The 24,260-nt window shown below is 60.4% G+C and carries 18 protein-coding genes, 2 tRNA genes and 1 pseudogene; 7 read left to right on the forward strand and 14 right to left on the reverse strand.

From position 1 onward, the window contains the following. Nucleotides 1-85: 85 nt before the first annotated feature. Nucleotides 86-1,426 carry a 30S ribosomal protein S12 methylthiotransferase RimO gene (gene rimO / locus ACUN0G_RS19615; RefSeq protein ID WP_445574077.1) on the reverse strand — a complete coding sequence of 447 codons (1,341 nt, stop codon included), beginning with the start codon at nt 1,424-1,426 and terminating at the stop codon, nt 86-88. 301 nt (nt 1,427-1,727) lie between these two features. Between rimO and ACUN0G_RS19620 the strand changes: the two genes are divergently transcribed. Continuing rightward, a complete protein-coding gene (locus ACUN0G_RS19620) occupies nt 1,728-3,629 on the forward strand; it encodes a potassium transporter Kup (RefSeq protein WP_445574078.1) in 1,902 nt (633 codons plus the stop codon). A gap of 54 nt (nt 3,630-3,683) precedes the next feature. Here the strand turns inward: ACUN0G_RS19620 and ACUN0G_RS19625 are convergent, their stop codons facing one another. The 4 genes from ACUN0G_RS19625 to ACUN0G_RS19640 form a co-directional block, all read right to left on the reverse strand. Next, nucleotides 3,684-4,970 (reverse strand): virulence factor family protein, encoded by a 1,287-nt coding sequence (locus ACUN0G_RS19625; protein WP_258347567.1) that lies wholly within the window; start codon nt 4,968-4,970, stop codon nt 3,684-3,686. Next, nucleotides 4,970-7,612 (reverse strand): bifunctional lysylphosphatidylglycerol flippase/synthetase MprF, encoded by a 2,643-nt coding sequence (gene mprF / locus ACUN0G_RS19630; RefSeq protein WP_258347565.1) that lies wholly within the window; start codon nt 7,610-7,612, stop codon nt 4,970-4,972. Before mprF ends, ACUN0G_RS19625 begins: the two co-directional genes overlap by 1 nt. Nucleotides 7,613-7,892: 280 nt before the next feature. Continuing rightward, nucleotides 7,893-7,969: transfer RNA gene (locus ACUN0G_RS19635), tRNA-Met, on the reverse strand. Nucleotides 7,970-8,176: 207 nt separating this feature from the next. Then, nucleotides 8,177-8,253, reverse strand: a tRNA-Met gene (locus ACUN0G_RS19640). 291 nt (nt 8,254-8,544) lie between these two features. Here ACUN0G_RS19640 and dinB point away from each other — a divergent pair. After that, nucleotides 8,545-9,603, forward strand: a complete 1,059-nt coding sequence (gene dinB, locus ACUN0G_RS19645) for a DNA polymerase IV (RefSeq protein WP_076015374.1) — start codon at nt 8,545-8,547, stop codon at nt 9,601-9,603. Nucleotides 9,604-9,718: 115 nt separating this feature from the next. Here the strand turns inward: dinB and ACUN0G_RS19650 are convergent, their stop codons facing one another. From ACUN0G_RS19650 to ACUN0G_RS19665, 4 genes are all read right to left on the reverse strand, one after another. After that, nucleotides 9,719-10,672 carry a hypothetical protein gene (locus tag ACUN0G_RS19650; protein WP_258347563.1) on the reverse strand — a complete coding sequence of 318 codons (954 nt, stop codon included), beginning with the start codon at nt 10,670-10,672 and terminating at the stop codon, nt 9,719-9,721. A gap of 20 nt (nt 10,673-10,692) precedes the next feature. Beyond that, nucleotides 10,693-12,408 (reverse strand): proline--tRNA ligase, encoded by a 1,716-nt coding sequence (locus ACUN0G_RS19655; RefSeq protein ID WP_003208614.1) that lies wholly within the window; start codon nt 12,406-12,408, stop codon nt 10,693-10,695. Nucleotides 12,409-12,595: 187 nt separating this feature from the next. Beyond that, nucleotides 12,596-14,137, reverse strand: coding sequence for an AmpG family muropeptide MFS transporter (locus ACUN0G_RS19660; RefSeq protein ID WP_258347562.1), 1,542 nt, complete (start codon nt 14,135-14,137; stop codon nt 12,596-12,598). A 43-nt stretch (nt 14,138-14,180) separates the two neighbouring features. After that, complete coding sequence (locus tag ACUN0G_RS19665) at nt 14,181-14,495, reverse strand: MGMT family protein (RefSeq protein WP_421552285.1); 315 nt, start codon at nt 14,493-14,495, stop codon at nt 14,181-14,183. 202 nt (nt 14,496-14,697) lie between these two features. On the opposite strand from ACUN0G_RS19665, the gene ACUN0G_RS19670 reads away from it, so the two are divergent. Then, nucleotides 14,698-15,705: a DUF481 domain-containing protein gene (locus ACUN0G_RS19670; RefSeq protein ID WP_258347558.1), complete on the forward strand. Its 1,008-nt coding sequence runs from the start codon at nt 14,698-14,700 to the stop codon at nt 15,703-15,705. Between the two features lie 15 nt (nt 15,706-15,720). Here ACUN0G_RS19670 and ACUN0G_RS19675 read toward each other — a convergent pair whose 3' ends face one another. Then, nucleotides 15,721-16,479 (reverse strand): SDR family oxidoreductase, encoded by a 759-nt coding sequence (locus tag ACUN0G_RS19675; protein WP_445574079.1) that lies wholly within the window; start codon nt 16,477-16,479, stop codon nt 15,721-15,723. Between the two features lie 75 nt (nt 16,480-16,554). Here ACUN0G_RS19675 and ACUN0G_RS19680 point away from each other — a divergent pair, with 75 nt between their 5' ends. The 4 genes from ACUN0G_RS19680 (at nt 16,555) to groL (ending at nt 20,068) form a co-directional block, all read left to right on the forward strand. Next, nucleotides 16,555-17,286 (forward strand): HugZ family pyridoxamine 5'-phosphate oxidase, encoded by a 732-nt coding sequence (locus tag ACUN0G_RS19680; RefSeq protein ID WP_076015367.1) that lies wholly within the window; start codon nt 16,555-16,557, stop codon nt 17,284-17,286. A gap of 66 nt (nt 17,287-17,352) precedes the next feature. Next, nucleotides 17,353-17,829: an FxsA family protein gene (locus ACUN0G_RS19685; RefSeq protein WP_008433587.1), complete on the forward strand. Its 477-nt coding sequence runs from the start codon at nt 17,353-17,355 to the stop codon at nt 17,827-17,829. Between the two features lie 248 nt (nt 17,830-18,077). Further along, nucleotides 18,078-18,374, forward strand: a complete 297-nt coding sequence (locus ACUN0G_RS19690) for a co-chaperone GroES (RefSeq protein ID WP_445574080.1) — start codon at nt 18,078-18,080, stop codon at nt 18,372-18,374. Nucleotides 18,375-18,424: 50 nt separating this feature from the next. Then, nucleotides 18,425-20,068 carry a chaperonin GroEL gene (gene groL, locus ACUN0G_RS19695; RefSeq protein WP_003208597.1) on the forward strand — a complete coding sequence of 548 codons (1,644 nt, stop codon included), beginning with the start codon at nt 18,425-18,427 and terminating at the stop codon, nt 20,066-20,068. Nucleotides 20,069-20,198: 130 nt separating this feature from the next. Here the strand turns inward: groL and ACUN0G_RS19700 are convergent, their stop codons facing one another. From ACUN0G_RS19700 to ACUN0G_RS19715, 4 genes and pseudogenes are all read right to left on the reverse strand, one after another. Continuing rightward, nucleotides 20,199-21,626 (reverse strand): glycosyl hydrolase family 8, encoded by a 1,428-nt coding sequence (locus ACUN0G_RS19700; protein ID WP_445574081.1) that lies wholly within the window; start codon nt 21,624-21,626, stop codon nt 20,199-20,201. Nucleotides 21,627-21,711: 85 nt separating this feature from the next. Then, nucleotides 21,712-23,007 (reverse strand): sensor histidine kinase, encoded by a 1,296-nt coding sequence (locus ACUN0G_RS19705; protein ID WP_445574082.1) that lies wholly within the window; start codon nt 23,005-23,007, stop codon nt 21,712-21,714. Further along, nucleotides 22,997-23,695 (reverse strand): response regulator transcription factor, encoded by a 699-nt coding sequence (locus ACUN0G_RS19710; RefSeq protein ID WP_076015363.1) that lies wholly within the window; start codon nt 23,693-23,695, stop codon nt 22,997-22,999. The genes ACUN0G_RS19705 and ACUN0G_RS19710 overlap by 11 nt, the downstream gene beginning before the upstream one ends. 176 nt (nt 23,696-23,871) lie before the next feature. Further along, a pseudogene (locus ACUN0G_RS19715) lies at nt 23,872-24,213 on the reverse strand (phosphatase PAP2 family protein); the annotation flags it as partial. Nucleotides 24,214-24,260: the final 47 nt, after the last annotated feature.

Below are 24,260 nucleotides of genomic sequence, written 5' to 3' on the forward strand. Positions count from 1 at the left end.
ATGTTTTGCGCTGATGGGCCAAACGATAGACCTAAAAAAGCCCCGCATCTTGTCCAGAAGCAGGGCTTTTTCAATTCTTTACATCTTATGCGCGCTTTTCAGCCCACAGGTCGTACTCGTCGGCGTCGGTCACGGTGCACCAGACCTTGTCGCCAGGCTTCAAGCCGCTGGCATCGTCGATGAACACGTTGCCGTCGATTTCCGGCGCATCGAAGAAGCAACGGCCAACCGCGCCTTGTTCGTCGACTTCGTCGATCAGCACTTCGATCTCACGGCCGATGCGCAGTTGCAGGCGCGCCGAGCTGATGGCCTGCTGGTGCGCCATGAAGCGCTCCCAACGGTCCTGCTTGACGTCGTCCGGCACGATGGCAGCGTCCAGCAGGTTGGCCGGAGCACCTTCCACCGGGGAGTACTGGAAGCAGCCGACGCGGTCCAGCTGGGCCTCGGTCAGCCAGTCCAGCAGGTACTGGAAGTCTTCTTCGGTTTCGCCGGGGAAGCCAACGATAAAGGTGGAACGGATGATCAGTTCCGGGCAGATCTCGCGCCAGTTCTTGATGCGCGCCAGGGTCTTGTCTTCGAAGGCCGGGCGTTTCATGGCCTTGAGGATCTTCGGGCTGGCGTGCTGGAACGGGATGTCCAGGTACGGCAGGATCTTGCCGGCAGCCATCAGCGGGATCAGCTCGTCAACGTGCGGGTACGGGTAAACGTAGTGCAGGCGCACCCAAACGCCGAGGCTGCTCAGGGCTTCGCAGAGTTCGGTCATGCGGGTTTTCACCGGCGCGCCGTTCCAGAAACCGGTGCGGTATTTGACGTCGACGCCGTAGGCGCTGGTGTCCTGGGAGATCACCAGCAGCTCTTTCACGCCGGATTTGACCAGGCGCTGGGCCTCGTCCAGCACGTCGCCCACCGGGCGGCTCACCAGCTTGCCGCGCATCGACGGGATGATGCAGAAGCTGCAGCTGTGGTTGCAGCCTTCGGAAATCTTCAGGTAGGCGTAGTGGCGCGGAGTCAGCTTGATGCCTTGCGGCGGTACCAGGTCGATCAGCGGGTTGTGGTCCTGGCGCGGCGGCACTACGTCGTGCACGGCGTTGACCACTTGCTCGTACTGCTGCGGGCCGGTTACGGCCAGCACGCTCGGGTGCACGTTGCGGATGGCGCCTTCTTCCACGCCCATGCAGCCGGTGACGATCACCTTGCCGTTTTCCTTGATGGCTTCGCCGATCACTTCCAGGGACTCAGCCTTGGCCGAGTCAATGAAGCCACAGGTGTTGACCACCACCACGTCCGCGTCCTGGTAGGTGGACACGACGTCATAACCTTCCATGCGCAGTTGGGTAAGGATGCGTTCGGAGTCGACCAGAGCCTTTGGGCAACCCAGGGATACAAAGCCGACCTTGGGGTTGGCTTTTGCGATGGTGGTGGACATGTCTAACCTCGGTATTGAATGACGCCACCAGTCGTGCACGAAAGGCGGCGGACGGGCACTTGGTGTGCCTCTGATCAAAAAGTGCGCAATTCTATCGACGGGAATCGCTCTTGACCAGCTTTATGCAGGGAAATACGACGAGTGCTGCGCTATGCTTCGCGCCGTTGCACCTGAGTGAATTTCCTCGGTCAATAAATCGTCTGTAACGAGAAGTAAAACAGCGCATGCTGTGGACAGCATAGGCGCCCGCAGCAGGCGCGCTGTTTATAAAAGACCGCAGGTCAAAGGGCAGGAGTGGTTGATGGGTCAGGCAAGTAGTCAGGCAGCAGGTGCCGAGCAGTCCAACTCAAAGCCGATCGGCATGCTGGTGGCGGCAGTGGGAGTGGTTTACGGCGATATCGGCACCAGCCCGCTCTACACCCTTAAAGAGGTGTTTACCGGTGGTTATGGGGTTCAGGTCAACCATGACGGTGTGCTGGGGATCCTGGCGCTGATCTTCTGGTCGCTGATCTGGGTGGTATCGATCAAATACATGCTGTTCGTGCTGCGGGCCGATAACCAGGGTGAAGGCGGCATCATGGCCTTGACCGCGTTGGCGCGACGGGCGGCAGGTGAGCGCAAGCGATTGCGCAGTTTCCTGGTGGTATGTGGCCTGTGCGGCGCGGCGCTGTTCTACGGCGACAGCATGATCACCCCGGCGATTTCCGTGTTATCGGCGGTGGAAGGTCTGGAGCTGGCGTTCGATGGTCTGGAAAAGTGGGTCGTGCCGATCGCTCTTGTCGTGTTGGTGGCCTTGTTCCTGATCCAGAAGCATGGCACCGATCGCATCGGCAAGTTGTTCGGGCCGGTGATGGTGACCTGGTTCCTGGTGCTGGGCGGCCTCGGCGCCTACGGCATCACCCAGCATCCGGAGGTACTCAACGCCATGAACCCGATGTGGGGCGTGCGTTTCTTTGAGGCTCACCCGGGCATCGGCGTGGCCATCCTTGGCGCGGTGGTGCTGGCGTTGACCGGTGCCGAGGCGCTGTACGCCGACATGGGCCACTTCGGCCGTAAGCCCATTGCCCGCGCCTGGTTCATTCTGGTGTTGCCGGCGCTGGTGCTCAATTATTTCGGCCAGGGCGCCCTGCTGCTCGGCGATCCTGAAGCTGCGCGCAACCCGTTCTACCTGCTGGCGCCGAGTTGGGCGCTGATCCCGCTGGTGGTGTTGTCCACCCTGGCCACGGTGATCGCGTCCCAGGCGGTGATCTCCGGCGCGTTCTCCCTGACCCGCCAGGCGATCCAGCTGGGTTACATCCCCCGCATGCACATCCAGCACACTTCCAGTGCCGAACAGGGCCAGATCTACATCGGCGCGGTGAACTGGTCGCTGATGGTCGGCGTGATCCTGCTGGTGCTGGGTTTCGAGTCCTCCAACGCACTGGCATCGGCTTACGGTGTGGCGGTGACCGGTACCATGCTGATGACCACCATCCTGGTATCGGCAGTCATGCTGCTGCTGTGGAAATGGCCACCGATATTGGCAGTGCCGGTCCTGGTCTGCTGCCTGTTGGTGGATGGGCTGTACTTTGCGGCCAACGTGCCGAAGGTCGTCCAGGGCGGCGCCTTCCCGGTACTCGCGGGGATTGTGCTGTTCGTGCTGATGACCACATGGAAGCGCGGCAAGCAGCTGCTGGTGGACCGCCTCGACGAGGGTGGCCTGCCGTTGCCGATCTTTATCAGCAGTATCCGCGTGCAGCCGCCTCACCGCGTGCAGGGCACTGCGGTATTCCTCACCGCGCGGCCCGATGCCGTGCCCCACGCGCTGTTGCACAACCTGCTGCATAACCAGGTCTTGCACGAGCAAGTGGTGCTGTTGACGGTGGTCTACGAAGACATCCCGCGGGTGCCCGTCTCGCGCCGTTTTGAGGTGGATTCCTACGGCGAAGGCTTCTTTCGCGTGATCCTGCACTTCGGCTTTACCGACGAGCCGGACGTGCCCGAGGCGCTGAAGCTGTGCCATCTGGATGACCTGGACTTCAGCCCGATGCGCACCACCTACTTCCTCAGCCGCGAAACCGTGATCGCCTCCCGCATCAAAGGCATGGCGCGCTGGCGTGAAGGGTTGTTCGCCTTCATGCTCAAGAACGCCAACGGCAACCTGCGCTTCTTCAAGCTGCCGGTTAACCGGGTGATCGAGCTCGGTACCCAGGTAGAAATGTAAGCCCAACAAAAAGCCCCCGGTGCCTTGCGGCAGCGGGGGCTTTTTTGTGGGCGCTTATTCGGCCGGGGTTTTGCCCTGGCGCTTCTCGATGATATCGACCAAACGCTTGGCCAGCGCCGGGTAGTTCTCGTCGAAGTGATGGCCGCCAGGCAGCTTCACGGCTTCACCGACTGCCGTCTTGTCGGTGCAGCCACTCTCGTCGACTTCTTCGGCACCGTAGATGCACACCACCTTGTCGGCTGGCAGCTTGGCCATTTCCGGGCCGGTAGCCGCTTCTTTGCCGGCGTTGCCCAACCAGCCTTCCACTTCGATCTCAAAGCTGCCGGTGCGGGCGAAGGCCAGCAGAATGATTGCGTCTACACGCTGCTGCTCGTTTTCCGGCAGGCGGTTGTAGATGGCCGGCAACACGTCGGCGCCGAACGAGTAACCGGTCAGCACGAAGCGCTTGGTGCCCCATTTCTGCCGGTAGTGCTGCATCAGCTCGGCGAGATCCTTGGCGCTTTGTTCCGGAGACTTGTGCTGCCAGTAGTAGCGCAGGGTGTCAATGCCGACCACCGGGTAGCCGATCTTGGCCATTTCACCGGCCACGTCACGGTCCAGGTCACGCCAGCCGCCGTCACCGGAGAGGAACAGGGTGACGGTGTCCTTGGCCTGGCCAGCCGGCACTTCGACCACCGGGATTGCCAGGCCACCGTTGTCCGAACCCACCAGTTGCTTGCGCAGCTCGTTGTTCAGCACTTGCGGGTAGTGAACGTCATAGTCGCTGATGCTGGTGGTGGCGCGCGGCGTGTCGCGTACGAAACTGGCGGCATCATCGTCAGGGTTATCGTTCCAGGCCACCAGCCAGTTGCCGTGGGCCGAGGTTTTCGGCAGCGGGTCGTTGCAGCCAGGTTGTGCCAGCGCGAAGCCGACGGAAATGGCATTCGCCTTGTCGTCGTTCTGCGCGGCCAGCCAGCGCCAGGCCAGGGCTGCGCCAGGGCCGATGCCGCTGACCAGGGTCGCCGGGCCGGCAAGCTGGCCCAGGGCGGTTTGCAGGGCTTGTTCCTGCAACTTGCAGTCGTCCTTGGGCAGGACCACCTGGACGATCTGCGCTGCGCCGCCCTGGCTGAGGGCGATCAGTTGGCTGTCGGTCAGGGTTTCATCGGCCAGCACGGCCACGGCTACACGTGCCTTGGGCGCGGTGCCCGGGGTTACGCGGGTCAGGACCGAGCCGTCAGCCTGTGGCAGTTGTTCCAGAGTCGGTTGCGGTGCAGGGCGGTTCCAGTACCAGTAGCCGCCACCAAGGATCAGTGCCAGTACCACCAAAAATGCCAATACATACCGCCAGGAGCGTCGAATCATCAGCGTTTCACCAATCCAGTCAAGCCGCCCGCAATCAGGGCGGCGGTGTCGGCCAGTGCCACCAGCGGATCAAGTCCTGCGGGCACGGCCATATAACGGGGTTCCCAGTCAGGCTGGAACTTGTCTTTGAAGCGGCGCAAGCCTTGGAAGTTATACAGTTGCTCGCCACGGCGGAACACCATCGAGCCCAGGCGTTGGGTCAGCGGGGCGCCACGTCGTGGTTGCAGGCCCGACAACGGCACCATGCCGAGGCTGAAGCGGGCGTAGCCATGGTTCTTATAATGTTGAATCAGGCCGACCATCATGAATTCCATGGTCAGTTTCGGCGCGTCCGGGTGCGCACGCATCAGGTCGAGACTGGCCAGGTCATGGCTGTAGGTCTCAAGCAGGTTCGCAAACGCTACCGGGCGCCCTTCGAAGCGAATGATCGCAATCCGAAAGTGCTTGAGGTAGTCGTCGCTGAATCGTCCCAGGGAAAAGCCTTTTTCCCGTACGTTCTTGCCGGTCAGCCACGCGTCGGAGATGACTTTCAGCTCCTCCATCGGCGCCTGGCCGGGTTCGTGGATCTCCAGGGACAGGCCGTCTCGGGTCCCGCGGTTCCAGGTGTAGCGCAGGTCCTTCATCTCTTTGCCCTTGGCTTCCAGGTCAAAGCGCTTCAGGTCGACCCGGGCTTCTTCACCCAATTTGATCGCGGTGAGGCCGATGTCCATGTAGTACGGCAGGTTCTCCGCTCGCACCTGGTAGAACACCGGGCGCGCGTGGTGAATGTCGCACAGGTCACGGAACTGCCAGATCATCTCGGCCCGTTGCAGGGTCGGGCCGATCGGGTCATACAAGGCCACCAGGCTGCGGCCGCGACGAGCGTACATCAGGAACGCTTCGTCGTTGGGGTGAAACAGCAGGGCTTTGTCGCCGGTCAGGGCCAGGCCGCCGTCGGGTTGCGCCGAGTTCATCAGGATCTTGGTGGCGCGCTCCAGCTCTTCGGGTGTCGGCAGGTGGATGATCGGGCGCGCGGTACGCAGCAGCCAGGTCAGCGAGACCACCACCAGCACCACGGCAGCGCCCAGCAGCGAGCGCAGGCCACGTGGGGCGTTGGCGTCGAGGGTGAACTGCCACCACAGCTGATGGCTGTAGGGCACGTCCTGGTAGGCGAACAACAGCAGCCAGATCGACGCACCGAGTACGCACACGCTGGCAACAAGATACAGCGGCGAGAACGGCAGTTCGGTCAGGCGGCTGGCGCGATAGAACGAGCGTCGGAAGATTGCCAGCAGCACCGCCGTCATGGTCATCAGGCTGGCTTCTTCCCAGTCGAAACCCTTGAGCAAGGAGAGCAGGGCGCCCGTCAGCAGCAGCACCATGGTCAGCATCCACGCGGCGGACAACCGGCGACGCAGGCCCTGGGCCAAGAGCAGGCAAAGCACGCCGATCAGGCTGGCACCGAAGTGCGAAGCGTCAATCAGGCGATGAGGAATCAGGAAGCCGATGTTTTCCAGGCGTGAGTCGATTTCCGGGGTTGCGCCGGAAAACAGCAGGACCACGCCTGACAAAAAAACCAGTACGGCCAGGATCGGTGCAGCAAGGCCCGAGGCCGCCCGCAGGCTTTGTTGCGTATGGAACAGGCGCTGGGCTTCATTGACCAGCAGGAACACACAAGCGATCAACAGCGGCAGCACCACATAGATCATCCGGTACAGCAGCAGTGCGGCCGCCAGTGGCGCGGCACCGAGCTTGTCGGCGAAGGCAGCCAGCAGGATCGCTTCGAACACCCCGACGCCGCCCGGGACATGGCTGAGTACGCCGGCGGCCAGGGCCAACAGGTACACCAGCAGGAACGGGCCAAAGGGTGGCGCTTCCGGCAGCAGCATATACAACACGGTGGCGGCAGCGGCGACGTCAAGGGCGGTGATGATCAGTTGCAGAAAGGTCAGGCGACGGCCCGGCAGGCGCAAGGTGCGGCGCCCAGCCTTGACCAGCAGGTTGTCCGGATACGGTTGTTCCGGCAGGCGGCGACGATAGATGCCGATGCACAGTGCCACCGTCAACAACAGCACGGCGCCTGCGACACCACCCAGCAGGCTCGCGGGTAAATGCAGCGCGTTGGACGCAGCGGGCAAGTTGCTCAGGGTGGCCAGGGCAGCCAGTGGGGGCAGGGCGCAACCCAGGGCCAGGCTGGCAAACACGGTCATGCGGGCCACTTCGGAGGCGCCGATGCCGTACCGTGCATATAAACGGTAGCGTACCGAACCGCCCGAGAGCATCGACAGGCCAATCGCATTGCCGATGGCGAAAGCGGTAAAGCCGCCGTAGGCCAGGGTCTTGGCAGGCAGTTTCACGCCGGCATAGCGGGCGCCGGAAAATTCATAGCCCAACAGAATGATAAAGCCGGCGACAGCGGCACCGAATGCGCCCAGCAGGGCAGGCTTCGGCACCTCCAGGATCGAATCGTGGAGCGCGTACAGGTCCAGCTCAAGCAGCAGGTGGCGACAGGCGATAAGGGCGATTGCGAACAGCAACAAGGTGACGGCCAATCCGATGGGTTGGCGGTACTTGCTCAACAGATCCAGCCAGCGCAAACGGGTGGGAGTGATCGGTTGTGTCGCTGTGACAGAGTCTTGTGGTTCAGACGAGTTGGCGCGCATCAATCACCTCGTGGATTGTGCGCGACAGGATGGAGGTATCCAGCCAAGTTACCAATCCCTATGGACAAAATAATTACAAATATTAACGCGTATCGCGAAGTGCGGCGACAGCGCCCATTGGTCGTAGAAGGACAGTGCTTGAAGACTTAGCATAGCTTGCAATGAGATGGACTCTACAAACCGTGTACGGTTTCATGAAAGATGCCATGCCATTGTTTCAAAAGGACTTTTTCGTCAGATACAAAAAAGGCCACTCTTTCGAGCAGCCTTTTTTGATGTTTGGTTGCGGGAGCCGGATTTGAACCGACGACCTTCGGGTTATGAGCCCGACGAGCTACCAGACTGCTCCATCCCGCGTCTGTGTGGCGGCATTCTACAGAGCAACGGCGGGGTGTCAACCGTTAATCGAACGATGGGTCAAATAAGTGCAAATTAGCATCGGATTGTCACGCGCGTGCGGTAAGTGCGCGATTGGGAAAGGATTTTTGTCAGACAATCGAAAAGAGGGGCTAAAACAGACAGGCACAAAAAAGGCCACTCTTTCGAGTAGCCTTTTTTGATGTTTGGTTGCGGGAGCCGGATTTGAACCGACGACCTTCGGGTTATGAGCCCGACGAGCTACCAGACTGCTCCATCCCGCGTCTGTGTGTCGGCATTCTACAGAGGAACGCGAGTGTGTCAACCGCTGATTCAAAGAAAAGCGCTTGTGGTTCAATCGGTTAGCTCTCCAAGGTGGCCCCTTGATAGGCCGCGGGGCCAGTCTGGCCGAGGCTTTCAGCTCTATTGGGGGGTGTGTTTCGATTGAGAAAATGAATTCATCTACGAATTTTCCTACCGCTTAGGCGGAAGATTCAAACTACTGGTGCTATATACAGGTGTGAGTGAGATACTGCCCGCCTGTTCGTTTTCTGCCCAGAATCACTGCCTTATATATGACGCAGCGCAAAATCATCCACGTCGACTGTGATTGCTTCTACGCCGCCATCGAGATGCGCGACGACCCGACCCTGGCGCAAAAGCCCCTGGCGGTCGGTGGCTCGGCAGATCGACGCGGCGTGATCGCCACCTGCAACTATGAGGCGCGGGCCTACGGTGTGCGTTCGGCCATGTCATCCCGTCACGCGTTGAAGCTGTGCCCGGACCTGACCATCGTCAAACCGCGCATGGATGCCTATAAAGAAGCCTCCAAGGAAATCCAGACGATCTTTCGCGACTACACCGACCTGATCGAACCGTTATCCTTGGACGAAGCCTACCTCGACGTCTCCGACAGCCCGCATTTCGGCGGCAGCGCCACGCGCATTGCCCAGGACATTCGCCGGCGGGTCTCCAACCAATTGCATATCACCGTTTCTGCGGGCGTGGCGCCGAACAAGTTTCTCGCCAAGATCGCCAGCGACTGGAAAAAGCCCAACGGGCTGTTTGTGATCACCCCCGATCAGGTGGAAGACTTTGTCTCCGCGTTGCCGGTGAAAAAGCTCCACGGCGTGGGCAAGGTAACGGCCGACAAGCTGACGCGGCTGGGGATCGAAGATTGCCTGCAACTGCGAGAGTGGAACAAGCTGGCCCTGGTGCGTGAATTTGGCAGCTTCGGCGAGCGGCTTTGGAGCCTGGCCCGCGGGATCGATGACCGTGTGGTACAGAACGACAGCCGCCGGCAATCCATCAGCGTGGAAAACACCTACGATGTCGACCTGCCGGACTTGCCCAGTTGCCTGGAAAAACTGCCTGAACTGATGGACACCCTGGCCGGGCGCATGGCGCGCATCGACAGCAGCTACCGGGCGGGCAAGCCGTTCGTCAAAGTGAAGTTCCACGACTTTACCCAAACCACCCTGGAGCAGGCTGGGGCAGGGCGGGATCTGGAGAGTTACCGGCAGTTGCTGACCCAGGCGTTCAATCGCGGCGGCAAGCCGGTGCGATTGCTGGGAATAGGTGTGCGTTTGCTGGATTTGAGCAGCGGCAACGAGCAGCTCCAATTTCCCTGGTAGAAACCGGAAACCAAATGTGGGAGCGGGCTTGCTCGCGAATGCGGCGTGTCAGCCAGCACATGCATCAACTGGCACACCGCATTCGCGAGCAAGCCCGCTCCCACATTTAACGGCTTCAGCGTGCCCCGGGATCCGCCACCAGCCGACCTGCATCCTTGGTCAATGCCTGCAAAAATTCCTGCTGCAACTCCGGATCATTGCGGGTCAGTTCGATCAGACTTTGTTCCAGCTCGCTGGCTTCTTCTTCCAGGCCCAACTCCGAGAGGCGCTTGACCCGGTGCACCCACTCGTTGACTTCATCGTCTTCGAGGTCGTCGTAGATCAACCCGTGAGCTTCGAGCAATTTGCTGCGCAGGCTGCTGCTGACGGCCAGGGATGAGTCCGAGTGCACGTCATCTTGGGCATCTTCAACGCTGATTTTCAGGATGCTGATGCGGTTCAGGTCCTGCTCGGCAAACGGGCTGTCCAGCAGGTTCAGGCGCAGCACGCCGTTACGGTCGGTGGTCAGTTCATGGGTTTGCTTGCCAGCCGTCACCTGTACCGGGCGCTCGCTCCAGGGCAGGCTCGAATACTCCACGCGCTTGTCGCGCTGGACTTCATCGATGCCCGCCAGGTTCTGTTGCGCCCGACCATGGGATTGCACGTTCATGAACGGGTTGATCCCGTCCACGCCGTAGCTGAGCCAGTCACGGGTCACGCTGGTAGGCAAGTTGCCCAGGGCAAAGATATTCGCCACGTTGGCGCCGACGCCCGCCACGAGCGCGACCGCGCCAAGGGGCATCTCATAGAGTTTGCGCCAAGGCTGGTAGGGCGTGTAGCGGTCGTAACGACGGGTGACTTCGAATTCGGTGACCTCAAAGGTCTTTTGCTCGTGAATGCGAACCCGGCGTTGCGGCAGCTCCAGCACCTTGGGTTCGCCCACGTCGATCTGCAGGCTGTGATCGAGCAATTTGCGCTCGATACGTTCCTCGTGCTCGCTGCGTTGCGACATTTGGTTGGCGCAGCCGCTGACCAGCAGGGCGCCACATAACGTGGCGCCCCCCAGGGCTATGGTGTTTCGCTTGAACATGACGACTCTTGATCTGGTTTTCAGCGACGAATACGCGCCTGAAGGAAAGACAGCACGTCAGCCACCGGCAACGGTTGGGCTTCGGCTTCGGTCCGGCTCTTGTATTCCAGATTGCCATCGGCCAGGCCGCGGTCACTGACCACGATCCGGTGCGGGATGCCAATCAGTTCCATGTCGGCGAATTTGATGCCCGGGCTGGTTTTCTTGTCCCGATCATCCAGCAGCACTTCAAAACCGGCAGCCGTGAGTTCGGCATACAGTTTGTCGGTGGCTTCGCGTACTTGCTCGGTTTCGTAGCGCAGCGGTACCAGGGCAACTTGGAACGGCGCCAGGGCGTCGCTCCAGATGATGCCTTTCTCGTCGTTGTTCTGCTCGATGGCAGCGGCAACCACACGGGAAACACCAATGCCGTAGCAGCCCATTTCCAGGGTGATCGGCTTGCCGTTCTCGCCCAGCACTTCGCACTTCATCGCCTTGCTGTACTTGTTGCCCAGCTGGAAGATGTGCCCGACTTCGATACCGCGCTTGATTTCCAGGGTGCCCTTGCCGTCCGGGCTCGGGTCGCCGGCAACCACGTTGCGCAGGTCGGCCACGGTCGGAACCGGCAGGTCACGCTCCCAGTTCACGCCGAAGTAGTGCTTGTCATCAATGTTCGCACCGATGCCGAAGTCGCTCATCAGCTCAACCGAACGGTCGATGATGATTGGCAACGGCAGGTTCAGCGGGCCGAGGGAGCCAGCGCCGGCGCCAATGGCGTCGCGCAGTTCTGAGTCGGTGGCCATGACCAGCGGGCTGGCAACGCCTGGCTGCTGGGCGGCTTTGATTTCGTTAAGTTCGTGGTCGCCGCGGATCACCAGGGCGATCAGCTTGCCTTCTTCCTCGGCGCGCACGATCAGGGTCTTGATGGTCTTTTCAATCGGCAGATTGAATTTCTCCACCAGGGCCGCGATGGTCTTGGTCTCGGGCGTGTCCACCAGGCGCAGCTCTTCGCTTGGCGCTGGGCGGGAGGTTTCCCGTGGCACGGCTTCGGCTTTCTCGATGTTCGCCGCGTAGTCGGAACCGTTGCTGAACACGATGTCGTCTTCACCGGATTCGGCCAGCACGTGGAATTCGTGGGAGCCGGCACCGCCGATGGAACCGTTGTCCGCTTCAACCGGACGGAATTTCAGGCCCAGGCGGGTGAACACGTTGCAGTAGGCAGTGTGCATGCGGTCGTAGGTGACTTGCAGGGACGCCTGGTCAGCGTGGAACGAATAGGCGTCCTTCATGATGAATTCGCGGCCGCGCATCAAACCGAAGCGTGGGCGGATTTCGTCACGGAATTTGGTCTGGATCTGATACAGGTTGAGGGGCAGCTGTTTATAGCTGCTCAACTCGTTGCGCATCAGGTCGGTGATCACTTCTTCGTGGGTCGGGCCGGCGCAGAAGTCGCGGCCGTGACGGTCCTTGAAGCGCAGCAATTCAGGGCCGTACTCTTCCCAGCGCCCGGATTCCTGCCACAGCTCAGCCGGTTGGGTGCTCGGCATCAACACTTCCAGAGAGCCGGCAGCGTTCATTTCTTCACGAACGATGGCTTCGACCTTGCGCATCACCTTCAAGCCCATGGGCAGCCAGGTGTACAGGCCCGAGGCCAGTTTGCGGATCATGCCGGCGCGCAGCATCAGCTGGTGGCTGATCACGACCGCGTCGGAAGGCGTTTCTTTCTGTGTGGCGAGCAAATATTGACTGGTGCGCATGGTAGGCCGTTGTCGGTTGCTTGGACTTGAAATGACGTTGGATTGTACGGGCGCTTGCCGCCGACGTACAGGCATCAGGATGCAGAGCTGTCTGTAGGAGCGAGCTGGCTCGCGAAGATCGTCAACGATTACACGGGAAACCGGGATAAACGCGGTGCCTGTGAGTGCTTCGCGAGCAAGCTTGCTCCTACAGCGGGGAGGTGTCCTCGGGAGGATTCAACCGAATCCGCCGGCTTTCCTGGAACCAGTGCAAGGCAATCAGGAGCAGCGTCGGCACACCCAGCAGGCAGGTGATCAGGAAGAAGTTGTGGTAGCCGAACTTCTCGACCATCACCCCCGAATACCCGCCGATCAAACGTGGCAGCAGCAACATGATCGAGCTGAGCAACGCGTATTGGGTGGCGGAGAACTTCAGGTTGGTCAGGCTCGACAGGTACGCGACAAACGCCGAGGTCGCCATGCCGGAACTGAAGTTATCCAGGGAGATGGTGAAAATCAGCATCTGCAGGTCCGGGCCCATGTCGGCGAGCATCACGAACAGCAGGTTAGTGCCGGCCGATGCAATGCCGCCGATAAACAGGATCGGCAGGATCCCGAAACGCACGATCAGCAGGCCGCCCATGCCGGCACCCAACAGGGTCATGATCAGGCCGAAGATCTTGCTGACGCCGGCGATCTGGTCCTTGGTGAAACCCTGGTCGATATAGAACACGTTGGCCATGACGCCCATTACCGTGTCCGACATGCGATAGGTGGCAATCAGCCCCAACAGCAGCAGGGCCTGCCAGCGGTAGCGCAGGATAAAGTCGTTGACCGGTGTGAGCACCGGCGCCAGGCCCCGGCGGCCCATGGTCGACAGGCACAGGGTGGTAAGGATGATATAGAGGATGGCCCGCAGGAACGCGCGGTCTTCCAGCAGCAGATCCAGCAGGCTCACGCCCTGGAACAGCACGCTGGCGAAGTCAGTGTTGTACAGCTGGGTGAACATCGCCGGTACCGAGACCAGCAGCACGATCAACACGAACACCGAGACTAACTGGTGAGCAAAGCTGTAGCGCCCGGCCTGCAGTTGGGTGCGCAATGGCACATTAGGCTCGCGCATCAGCAGCGTGGTCAGCAGCGCGGGCACCATCAGCACCCCAAACAGCACGTAGGTGCCGGTCCATGCCGAGTGCTTGTAATTGAAGCCGGTGGAGCCAAAGCCTTCAGCGAAAAACAGTGCGCCGGCCGTCGCCAGCAGGGCCGCAATTCGATAGCCGGACATATAGCTGGCGGCCAGCGCAGCCTGGCGGCTGTCGTCGGCGATTTCCAGGCGGTAGGCGTCTACGGCGATGTCTTGGGTGGCGGAAGCGAAGGCGACGATTACCGCGATAGCGATCAGCCAGGACAGGTGCTTTTGCGGATCGCAAAAGCCCATGCCGATCAATCCAAGGATAACCAGCGTCTGGGACAAGACTAACCAGGATCGACGCCGTCCGAGCTTGCCGAGCAGTGGCAGGCGCCATTGGTCAAGCAAGGGCGACCAGACCCACTTGAAGGCATAGGCCAGGCCGATCAGGCTCGCGTAACCGATGGTTTCGCGGGCCACACCGGCCTCACGCAACCACACCGAGAGCGTCGAGAACACCAACATGTAAGGCATGCCGGCAGCAAAGCCGAGCAACAGCAGTACTAACGTCGAGGGGCTGGCATAGGCGGCGAGCGCGGCGCGCCAGGTTTTACGGGGCATGGGCTGGAGTCTGCCTCAGAATTACGCAAATAAAGCGCGCACTCTAACCGCTGTGCTCTACCGGGCGCCAGCCATGACGCTGAATATCAACACGATTGTTCAGGATGCTGACACCTTCGGCGCGTAAACGCGCGCGTTGCTCGTCACCTGAAGCACTGCCCACCGGCAGACTTATCCGACCACCGGCACCCAACACGCGGTGCCAGGGCAGTTTGGTGCCCTCGGGCAGTTGGCTCAGGGTGCGCCCTACCCAGCGTGCGGCACGACCCAAACCGGCGAGGTGTGCCAGCTCCCCGTAGCTGATTACGCAGCCTTCAGGTACTTGGGCGAGAGTCAGGTACAGCACGGTGCGGCGCATTTCAGCGGGGCTTTGCGGAGCGTCGGTCGTTTCGTTCACGGTGGCATGTCCGATGAAAATATCCGTCTATTCGTAGGAAATGTCTGCAAAATGAGCTGCCGGACAGGGAACTCGATACCAATACCCGAGTCAGTCCTTGCTAAGAAGTTATCCAACCCGATAATGCCCGTTTTTTCGTCAAACTCGAGCCCAATATCCGCTTATGTTGTCCAGAACCCTGCTGTGCCTCGCTGTATTCAGCGCCTCCACGCCTCTGCTCGCCGATACCGTCTGGTTAAAGAACGGTGACCGTCTGACCGGCAAGATCAAGGTTTTCGACGGCGGCAAGCTGCTGATCCAGACTGCTTATGCCGGTGCCATCCCGGTGGACTGGAAGCAGGTCAAAACCCTTGAAAGTGATCAGGAACTGCTGGTCAAGCAGGATGCCTACACCGGCGAGAAGGCCAAATCCCTGCACGCGGCCGATGACGGCAAAGTCATCCTGGCCAACGGTGAGGCGCCCAAGACCGTCGAGCTGGCGAGCATCCAGCAGATCATCAAGCCCAAGCCTGTGATCGAAGACCTGGTGTGGAAGGGCAATGTCGACATGGCGCTGGACTACAAGCGCGCGGAAAAAGACACCAACGACTACGACATCGACTTCAAGACCACAGCCCGCCATGGCCAGTGGCGCCATACCGGCCAGGGCGAATATAACCGCGAATTCCAGGACGACGTGACCACCACTGACAACTGGGCGCTGGAATACGACCTGGACCGGTTTATCACCGAACACTGGTTCTGGCAGGGCCGCTTGACCTACAAGCGCGACAAGGTTGAAGACCTGTCACGCCAGCGCACCGTGGGTACGGGTCCGGGCTACCAATTCTGGGACGACGAACTGGGCGCCTTCTCTCTCGGCTCGCTGGTCAACCGCACCGACTATGAATACCAGGACGGCGGCAAAGACAACTTCTACTCGCTGGCGATGAAGTGGAACTACAACCGCTACCTGGTGGGCAAAACCGTCGAATTCTTCACCAATGGCGAGCTGGGCAAGCCACTGGCCGGGCCGTCCGACTACTCCCTGGATGCGGAAGTGGGCTTGCGCTACAAAGTCACCGAGTGGGCTTCTCTCAACCTCAAGGCCGAACGCGACGTGATCAGTGGCGACTCGGAAAGCGCGTTGAGCAAGACCCGCTATACCGCAGGGTTCGGCGTCGCCTGGTAACGAGCCGCCTGGTAATTAAAGGCGTAACCCGCCGTCCATTTCCAGGATTCGCCCGGTGTAGTAGTCGTTTTCGAAGATGTACGCCGCTGAATGGGCAATCTCCTCAGGCCGCCCCATGCGCTTGAGGGGAATGCCCGACGTCATCTTCTCCAGTGCCTCGGGCTTCATGCCCAAGGTCATTTCCGTCTCGATAAACCCCGGCGCAATGCCCGCGACGCGGATGCCATAGCGCGCCAGCTCCCTGGCCCAGGTCACGGTAGCGGCCGCTACACCGGCCTTGGCGGCCGAGTAGTTGGTCTGGCCGACGTTGCCGGCGCGGGAGATCGACGAGATGTTGATGATGGTGCCCTGGTTCTTCAACTCCACCATTTTTGCTGCCACTTCGCGGGAGCACAGGAACACGCCGGTGAGGTTCACGTCGATCACTGCCTGCCATTGGGCCAGGCTCATCTTGGTCATCTCCCCATCCTTGACCTTGAGCAGCAAGCCGTCGCGCAAAATCCCCGCGTTGTTGATCAAACCGTTGATCGCGCCGAAGTCTTCGGCGATCTGTGCCACCGTCTGGCACACCTGTTCTTCATTCGCCACATTGCATAGATAGGCCCGGGCCGTTACGCCGTGTGCCTGGCAGGCGGCTACCGCCTGGTCGAGTTTTTCCTGATTGAGGTCCACAAGCGCCAGGTGCGCGCCCTTGGTTGCAAAATACTCGGCCATGGAACGGCCCAAACCCTGGCAACCGCCGGTGATAATGATTACTTTGTCGTTGAGATCCATTCGCAAGTCCTGTGGGCAGAATTAATCGGCTATCCAAGTTTGTTTTCTGACGGAATTTATCAAAGGAGTCATAAGTTGAGCGCGCACGTTGCCAAGAATGCCCGAGAACTACTGCTCAAGGAATACCGTGGGGCACTTGCCACCTTGTCCAAGGCCATGCCCGGCTTTCCGTTCGGCTCAGTGGTGCCGTACTGCCTGGATGCCGAGGGCCGGCCGCTGATCCTGATCAGCCGTATCGCCCAGCACACCCATAATCTGCAGAAAGACCCCAAGTGCTCCCTGCTGGTGGGTGAGCGTGAGGCGGACGACGTGCAAGCGGTAGGGCGCCTGACCTACCTGGCGGAGGCCGAAAAGCTCGAAGACAGCGCCGCGATTGAAGCCGCCGCCGAGCGTTATTACCGCTACTTCCCGGATTCGGCCAACTACCACAAGGCCCATGATTTTGACTTCTGGGTACTTAAGCCGGTGCGCCACCGTTACATCGGCGGGTTCGGCGCGATTCACTGGGTCGACCAACTGACCCTGGCCAACCCGTTCGCCGGCAAGGCCGAGCTGAGCATGATCGAGCACATGAACAGCGACCACACCAAGGCCATTGCCCACTATGTCGAACTGGCCGGCCTGCCGACCACCGAGCCTGCACAATTGGCCGGTATCGACAGCGAAGGCATGCACCTGCGCATTGGCCAGGCGCTCTACTGGCTGCCCTTTGCCGAGCCTTGCAATACGCCGACACAAGTACGCGAAGCCTTGGTTTTCCTGGCTCACGCCGAGGTCTGGCCGAAAAAAGCCGCCGCTGAAGCTTGAATTCACGAAACGGCGACGTCATCTAAGGTGAAGTAGCAAGGCATTCTTGCGTTGAGGAACCATTTGATGCGCCCTTTTTTGTTGCTCTTTTTGTTGTTCCCCGTGTTGGAGCTGTTCGTATTCGTACAAGTCAGTGGGGCCATCGGGTTTTTCCCGGCGCTGCTGCTGATCATTCTTGGCTCGATGCTTGGCGTTCTGGTGCTGCGCGTCGCCGGCCTGGCCACGGCGCTGCGTGCCCGTGAAAGCCTGAATCGCGGCGAACTGCCGGCCCAGACCATGCTCGAAGGCTTGATGATGGCGTTGGCCGGTGGCCTGTTGATCCTGCCGGGCTTCATCAGCGATGTGGTTGGCCTGGTGATGTTGCTGCCATTCACTCGCAAGCTGCTGGCGGGCAAGATGCGCCAGCGTGCCGAAGAGGCTGCGATCCGCCAGCGCGCCTTCGCCGACGACCTGCAACCCCGTGGTGGCCCGGCCCCGCGCCAGCCACTGGGACGTGAAGGTGACGTGATCGAAGGCGAGTTCGAACACCGCGACCCCAAGTAATCCCCTCACTGGCACGGCACCCGCGGGTGCCGTGCGGCTTTTGAACACGTCCCCGACACAAAAATTTTCATCTCTGCACCCTTGAAATAAGCTTATGCGCCCTTATGTAACGGTCACCGCAAGGTTTCTGGTGGCGACACCAGACAGACTTCCGCGTTTCGCACCGCGAACCGCGACCGGCACCGCCGGAATTTAACTAGCCGGAATTGACACCGGCCGATGAAAAACACAATTAGGAGAGATCGACAATGAGCAAGCTTCGTCCTCTGCATGACCGCGTCGTCATCCGTCGCAGTGAAGAAGAAAAGAAAACCGCTGGCGGTATCGTGCTGCCAGGTTCGGCTGCTGAAAAAGCCAACCACGGTGTGATTCTCGCTGCTGGCCCAGGCAGGACCCTGGAAAACGGTGAAGTACGTGCGCTGGCTGTGAAAGTGGGTGACAAGGTTGTGTTCGGCCCTTACTCCGGCAGCAACACTGTGAAAATCGACGGCGAAGACCTGCTGGTAATGGCTGAGAACGAGATTCTCGCTGTTCTGGAAGGCTGATTTCCCCGTTCATCTTCCCGTTACTACAAAGTATTTAAGGAATATCGATCATGGCTGCTAAAGAAGTTAAATTCGGCGATTCCGCCCGTAAGAAAATGCTCGCCGGTGTGAACGTCCTGGCTGACGCAGTAAAAGCGACCCTGGGCCCTAAAGGCCGTAACGTGATCATCGAGAAGAGCTTCGGCGCTCCGACCATCACCAAGGACGGCGTTTCCGTCGCCAAAGAAATCGAGCTGAAAGATCGCTTCGAAAACATGGGCGCGCAGCTGGTCAAAGACGTTGCCTCCCGTGCCAACGATGACGCAGGCGACGGCACCACCACCGCTACCGTTCTGGCTCAGTCGATCGTCAACGAAGGCCTGAAAGCCGTCGCTGCCGGCATGAACCCGATGGACCTGAAACGCGGCATCGACAAGGCGACCATCGCCATTGTCAAAGAGCTGAAGTCCCTGTCCAAGCCATGCGCTGACACCAAGGCCATCGCTCAGGTCGGCACCATCTCGGCCAACTCCGACAGCTCCATCGGCGACATCATTGCCGAAGCCATGGAAAAAGTCGGTAAAGAAGGCGTGATCACCGTTGAAGAAGGCTCGGGCCTGGAAAACGAACTGTCGGTTGTTGAAGGCATGCAGTTCGACCGTGGCTACCTGTCCCCGTACTTCGTCAACAAGCCAGACACCATGACCGCCGAGCTCGACGGCCCGCTGATCCTGCTGGTTGACAAAAAGATCTCCAACATCCGTGAGCTGCTGCCAGTTCTGGAAGCTGTTGCCAAGGCCGGTCGCCCACTGCTGATCGTTTCCGAAGACGTTGAAGGCGAAGCCCTGGCGACTCTGGTTGTGAACAACATGCGCGGTATCGTGAAAGTGGTTGCTGTCAAAGCACCTGGTTTCGGCGATCGTCGCAAGGCCATGCTGCAGGACATCGCTGTTCTGACTGGCGGTACCGTTATCTCCGAAGAGATCGGCCTGAGCCTGGAAAGCGCTACCCTGGAACACCTGGGTAATGCCAAGCGCGTCACCGTGACCAAGGAAAACACCACCGTGATCGACGGTGCTGGTGTTGAAGCTGACATCCAGGCACGTGTTACCCAGATCCGCGCTCAAGTGGCTGATACCACTTCCGACTACGACCGTGAAAAACTGCAAGAGCGTCTGGCCAAGCTGTCCGGCGGCGTTGCAGTGATCAAGGTTGGCGCTGGTTCCGAAGTTGAAATGAAAGAGAAGAAAGCCCGCGTTGAAGACGCCCTGCACGCTACTCGTGCAGCCGTTGAAGAAGGCGTGGTACCTGGCGGTGGCGTGGCACTGGTTCGCGCTCTGCAGGCTATCTCCGAGCTGAAAGGCGACAACGCTGACCAGGACGTCGGTATCGCTCTGCTGCGTCGTGCTGTTGAAGCACCTCTGCGCCAGATCGTTGCCAACTCCGGCGACGAGCCAAGCGTAGTGGTCGACAAGGTCAAGCAGGGTTCGGGTAACTTCGGTTACAACGCTGCTACCGGCGAATACGGCGACATGATCGAAATGGGCATCCTGGACCCGGCTAAAGTGACTCGTTCGGCTCTGCAAGCGGCTTCGTCGATTGCCAGCCTGATGATCACCACTGAAGCAATGATCGCCGAGATCAAAGAAGATGCTCCAGCTGGCGGCGGTATGCCAGACATGGGCGGTATGGGCGGCATGGGCGGCATGATGTAAGCCAGCCTTACCCCGATACTGAAAACCCCGCCTGCAGCGATGCAGGCGGGGTTTTTTTATGTTGATCGTTCCCACGCTCTGCGTGGGAATGCCGCCAGGGACACTCTGCGTCTCTCTTTACGCGCACGCCTCAGCTGACGCCGCGACGCCCCAGTAGCTTCTTGAACATAAAGCCGCGAGCCAGCATCAGCTGTGAGGCAGGCGGCAAAGATGCCACGGGTCCTGGTGCCGCAGTGCCGGATGACGGATGGACAGGCACGTTTGCGGTTTTTTTGAGGGGCGCCGGTTGGGGCCGCTCCCAATGGCCGGACATGACGACCATGCCCAGCAGTTTGAGGGTGTTGCCGTAGTAGTCATGGTCCCGGATGGACTGGCGTTGCAGGTTGTCCCAGATGTTATTGAGCCACAGCTGATTGTCGGGGCTGATCATTGCGCTGACCCCGAGTGCCGCCACAAAGGCCGGCTCATTGTGTGCTTCCTCAATGGCACTGCCGTCGATCCGGTAACCACTATTGAAGTTGCCTGGCTCATCGTGAGCGGTGGCGCGTGCCCAGCGGTTGAAGGTGGTCAAGGTGTACAGCGCACGAGGATCACCGTACATCAGGTAATCCAGGCCGATGCGCCACGGGTAACGGGCCGCGTTCCACGAGTAGCCGCCGTCGTATTGACCTTCCACCAGTTCGGGCCGTGCAGGTGTGAGCGAGGTGTCCAAATGGCTGATGAAGTCCGGCACCAAAGCACTTTTGGCACTGTAGCGCTGAGTAAAGTCGCTGATGATCGAATAGGTCTTGTCGCGCACCGTCTGCCAGCGTTTATCCCCGGTCATGGCGAAAAAGCTGTAGAGGTGCGACTGCATGAAATCCGAGCTGCGGGTGGTGTACTCAAGCTCCGGGTCGCCGTCGGTGCCGGCCCAGTCGCCGAGCATCAGATGCTGAGTCCTGGGGTGCACCTCGTGTTTCATGATCGCCGCCATCACCGTGTTGGCCTCGCTGCGATAGTCAATGGTGCCCTCGCTGCCCCATTTCTGGTCGGCCAGCAGCAGGGCGTAGGCGATGTCCAGGTCGCCATCGGTGGCACTGACGTCGCCACGGAAAGGGTCGGTGGAGTCTCCGCAACCCTCGATCTGGTTCCAGGCCATCAGGCCGGGATCGGACGCTGCCGGGTGATCCTGAAAGTAGCGCACCATGCCGTCGAAGATTTTTTGGGCATCTTCATCGTAGTCCGCCATCATCACCGTAAGCAGCATGCCGTAGCCATGGGCCTCGGACACCGTGATGGTGTTGGGCGCGGCGCCACCTCCTACCGGTTTGCGGTCGGCGTTGACCTTGACGAAATACCGACCGCTGCCGCATTCCCCTGAGAGATACACCGCCTTCCAGTCCTTGTAGAACGTGACCAATTGTTTATCCATGATCGCCTGGGTCTGGCGATTGGGCAGGATGGTGCCGGGGTAGTAGGGCGCGTGAGCAGTCTGGGCTGCGCTGCTGACTGACCATGAACCGGCGGCCATGCACAGTGATAACAGCAGCGTGGGCAGATGCCGTCTAGGGTGACGCATGAACTGACTCTCCAACCTGATCCAAAGGACAAGGTCGCGAGGTTAGCGGCCGCGCGGATGTTTCACTGTCACAGGCTGTAACAGCCTAACCCGGGCGCAGCGCCAGGGTCAGGGTCAGGCGTGCGCCGCCCAACGGGCTGCGGGTGATCGACAGTTCCCCACGGTGCCAATGGGTGGCGCGCTTGGCCAGCGCCAGGCCCAGGCCAAACCCGCTGGGTTCGTCGCCGCCCATGGCCAGGCGCACGAAGGGTTCGAAGATCTTTTCGCGGTTTTCCGGCAACACGCCGGGGCCGTCATCGTCCACATGCAGCACCAGGTGCTGGTCCTGGCAGGCAGCGCTGACGTTCACCCGTTCGCGGGCATAGGTAATGGCGTTGCTCAACAGGTTACGCACGATCAAGTGCAGCAGGGCACGGTCGCCGATCAGCTCCAGCTCGGCCGGCTGGGTGTCCAGGGTCAGCAAGCGATGGTGCCCGTCCAGCAGGGCGAACTCTTGCTGCAGCCAGTCATGGATGTTGATCGGCTCATGCTGCAGGTCGCTGGGTGCGTCGGCCAGCCGGGCAAAGGCGAGGCTGGCGCGAACCAGCGACTCCAGCTCTTCGATGTCGGTTTGCAGGCGCTCTTGCAGGCGGGTGCGGGTATCGGGGTCGGCACTTTTACTCAGCAGTGCCAGAGCAAACCGCATCCGGGCCAGGGGCGTGCGCAGTTCGTGGGACACCGCCTGGGAAACCTCCCGGTGGCGTTCACCCATCGAGGTGATGTCCTGGGCATGCTTGCGCAAGGTCTGCAGCAGCGGCGTCCATTCCTGACTCATCGCCGGCAGCAGCGTGTTGGGCGTGCGGGCGAGGGCAGTGATACTCGCGTTGAGGGTGTTGAGGTCGTGGGTGTATTTGCGTCGGGCACGCAGGGCGATCCAGAGAAGCAGCAATACCGGTAGGCCGGCGACACAGGCGGTCACCCAATACACCGGATATTGCAGCAGGTCCTCCACTTCGGCGGTTCCCCACATGGGGCCGAATTGAATCACCGTGTCATCGTCCAGCGGGAAGTAGGTGACGTCCTCATCACTGTTCTGCGCCGGTTGATGATGGTCGAGCATCACAATGGCTTCGGGTGGCAGCTCGATATCGTCCTTTTTCACCACGCTCACCGGGTACTGAAAGCGTGCTTGCAGCGACTCGACACGCGCCTCCCATTGTTCGGCGGGCAGGGTCTTGAGTTGCTCGGCAACCAGATAGCCCGGCCCGGCCATCAGGCGCAGAAAGCTGTAGTCGCCGATAAACACCGCAGCGTTGGTGCACAGCCACAACAGGTAAAGGGTGAGGGCGGCCCAACTGGTGCCGGCCGCGATTGCCATCCAGGGGCGCACTTTAGACAGCATGTTGACTCCCGCTCGGGATTTCGACGAACAGGTATCCCTGCGCCGTGATGGTCTGGATGGTCACGGGGCACTCAAGGCTCATGAGTTTCTTGCGCAAGCGCGACACCCGCATATCAATCGAACGGTTCAGGCCGTCGTACTCCAGGCCGCGCAGGCGTTGGAGCAGTTTTTCCCGGGTGAGCAATACGCCGCAGTGGCGGGCGAAAATGGCGAGCAACTCGAACTCGGCCACCGAAAACTGCAAAGGCGCCTCGCCAAGCCAGGCGAAGTGGTTGTTCAGGTCCAGCCGAAAAGCGCCCCACTGATAATAGCTGCGAGGTGCCTGAGGATGGCGGCGCAGCAGCGAGCGGATCCTCGCCAATAACAATTGCGGGTCGATCGGCTTGACCACGTAGTCGTCGGCCCCGGCGGCAAACCCCACCAATTGTTCGGCGTTCTCGTCCAGCGCCGTCATCATCAGGATCAACCCGGGGTAGTGGTCGCGAATCTGTCGACACAAGGTGAAACCGTCGATGCCCGGCAGCATCACATCGAGGATCAACAGCGCGGGCTGTTCATCGCGGATACGTTGGGCGGCGCGGTCGCCACGGTGTTCCACGGCCACGGTAAACCCTTCGGCACGCAGGAACTCGGCGGTGAGTGCCGCCAGTGGCAGGTCGTCTTCGATCAGCAGCAGGGTATCGGACATGGCTCAGCAGGATCGTTGCCAAAAAAGTGCGCAGAGTGTTGCGCCCTTGGCCCCGGCGAGGCAAGGGCTGTTCATCAAGGTGTGGTGGCCTGTTTGTGGAAGGTGGGCAGTGATGTTTTCAGCGGGCGGTACAGCAGCAAGTAATAGGCCCCCAAACAGATCAACCAGCTGAAAATCACAAACGAGGTGGCCAGCGCCAGCGACAGCACCAGGCAGCCCAGTTCCCGGCGAAAGGGTTTAAGCCGCTCGACAATAAAGGCACCGGCAAACCCGGCGATCGCCAGCACCGAAAATACGATCACCATCTGCTTGGCGCGGTCGTGAAGAATGTCCTCCAGAAAAAAGCTGTGCCGGCCCACAAAGCCGCCTTCGGAAGCGTTGTAAAACAGCTTGGCGATGTCCATGTCCAGCGACGTCAGCTCCAACAGCAGCATGGCCACCGCCAGCACGGCAGGCACACCGAGACACAGCCAGAAGTTGAGGGGGTGGGATACCGGACGAACAGCGATTGCTTGCATGGCGCACTCAGACTCTAAAAAAAGCCCCGGTCAGACCTGGCCGGGGC

It is taken from the genome of Pseudomonas sp. 32A (assembly GCF_052682255.1).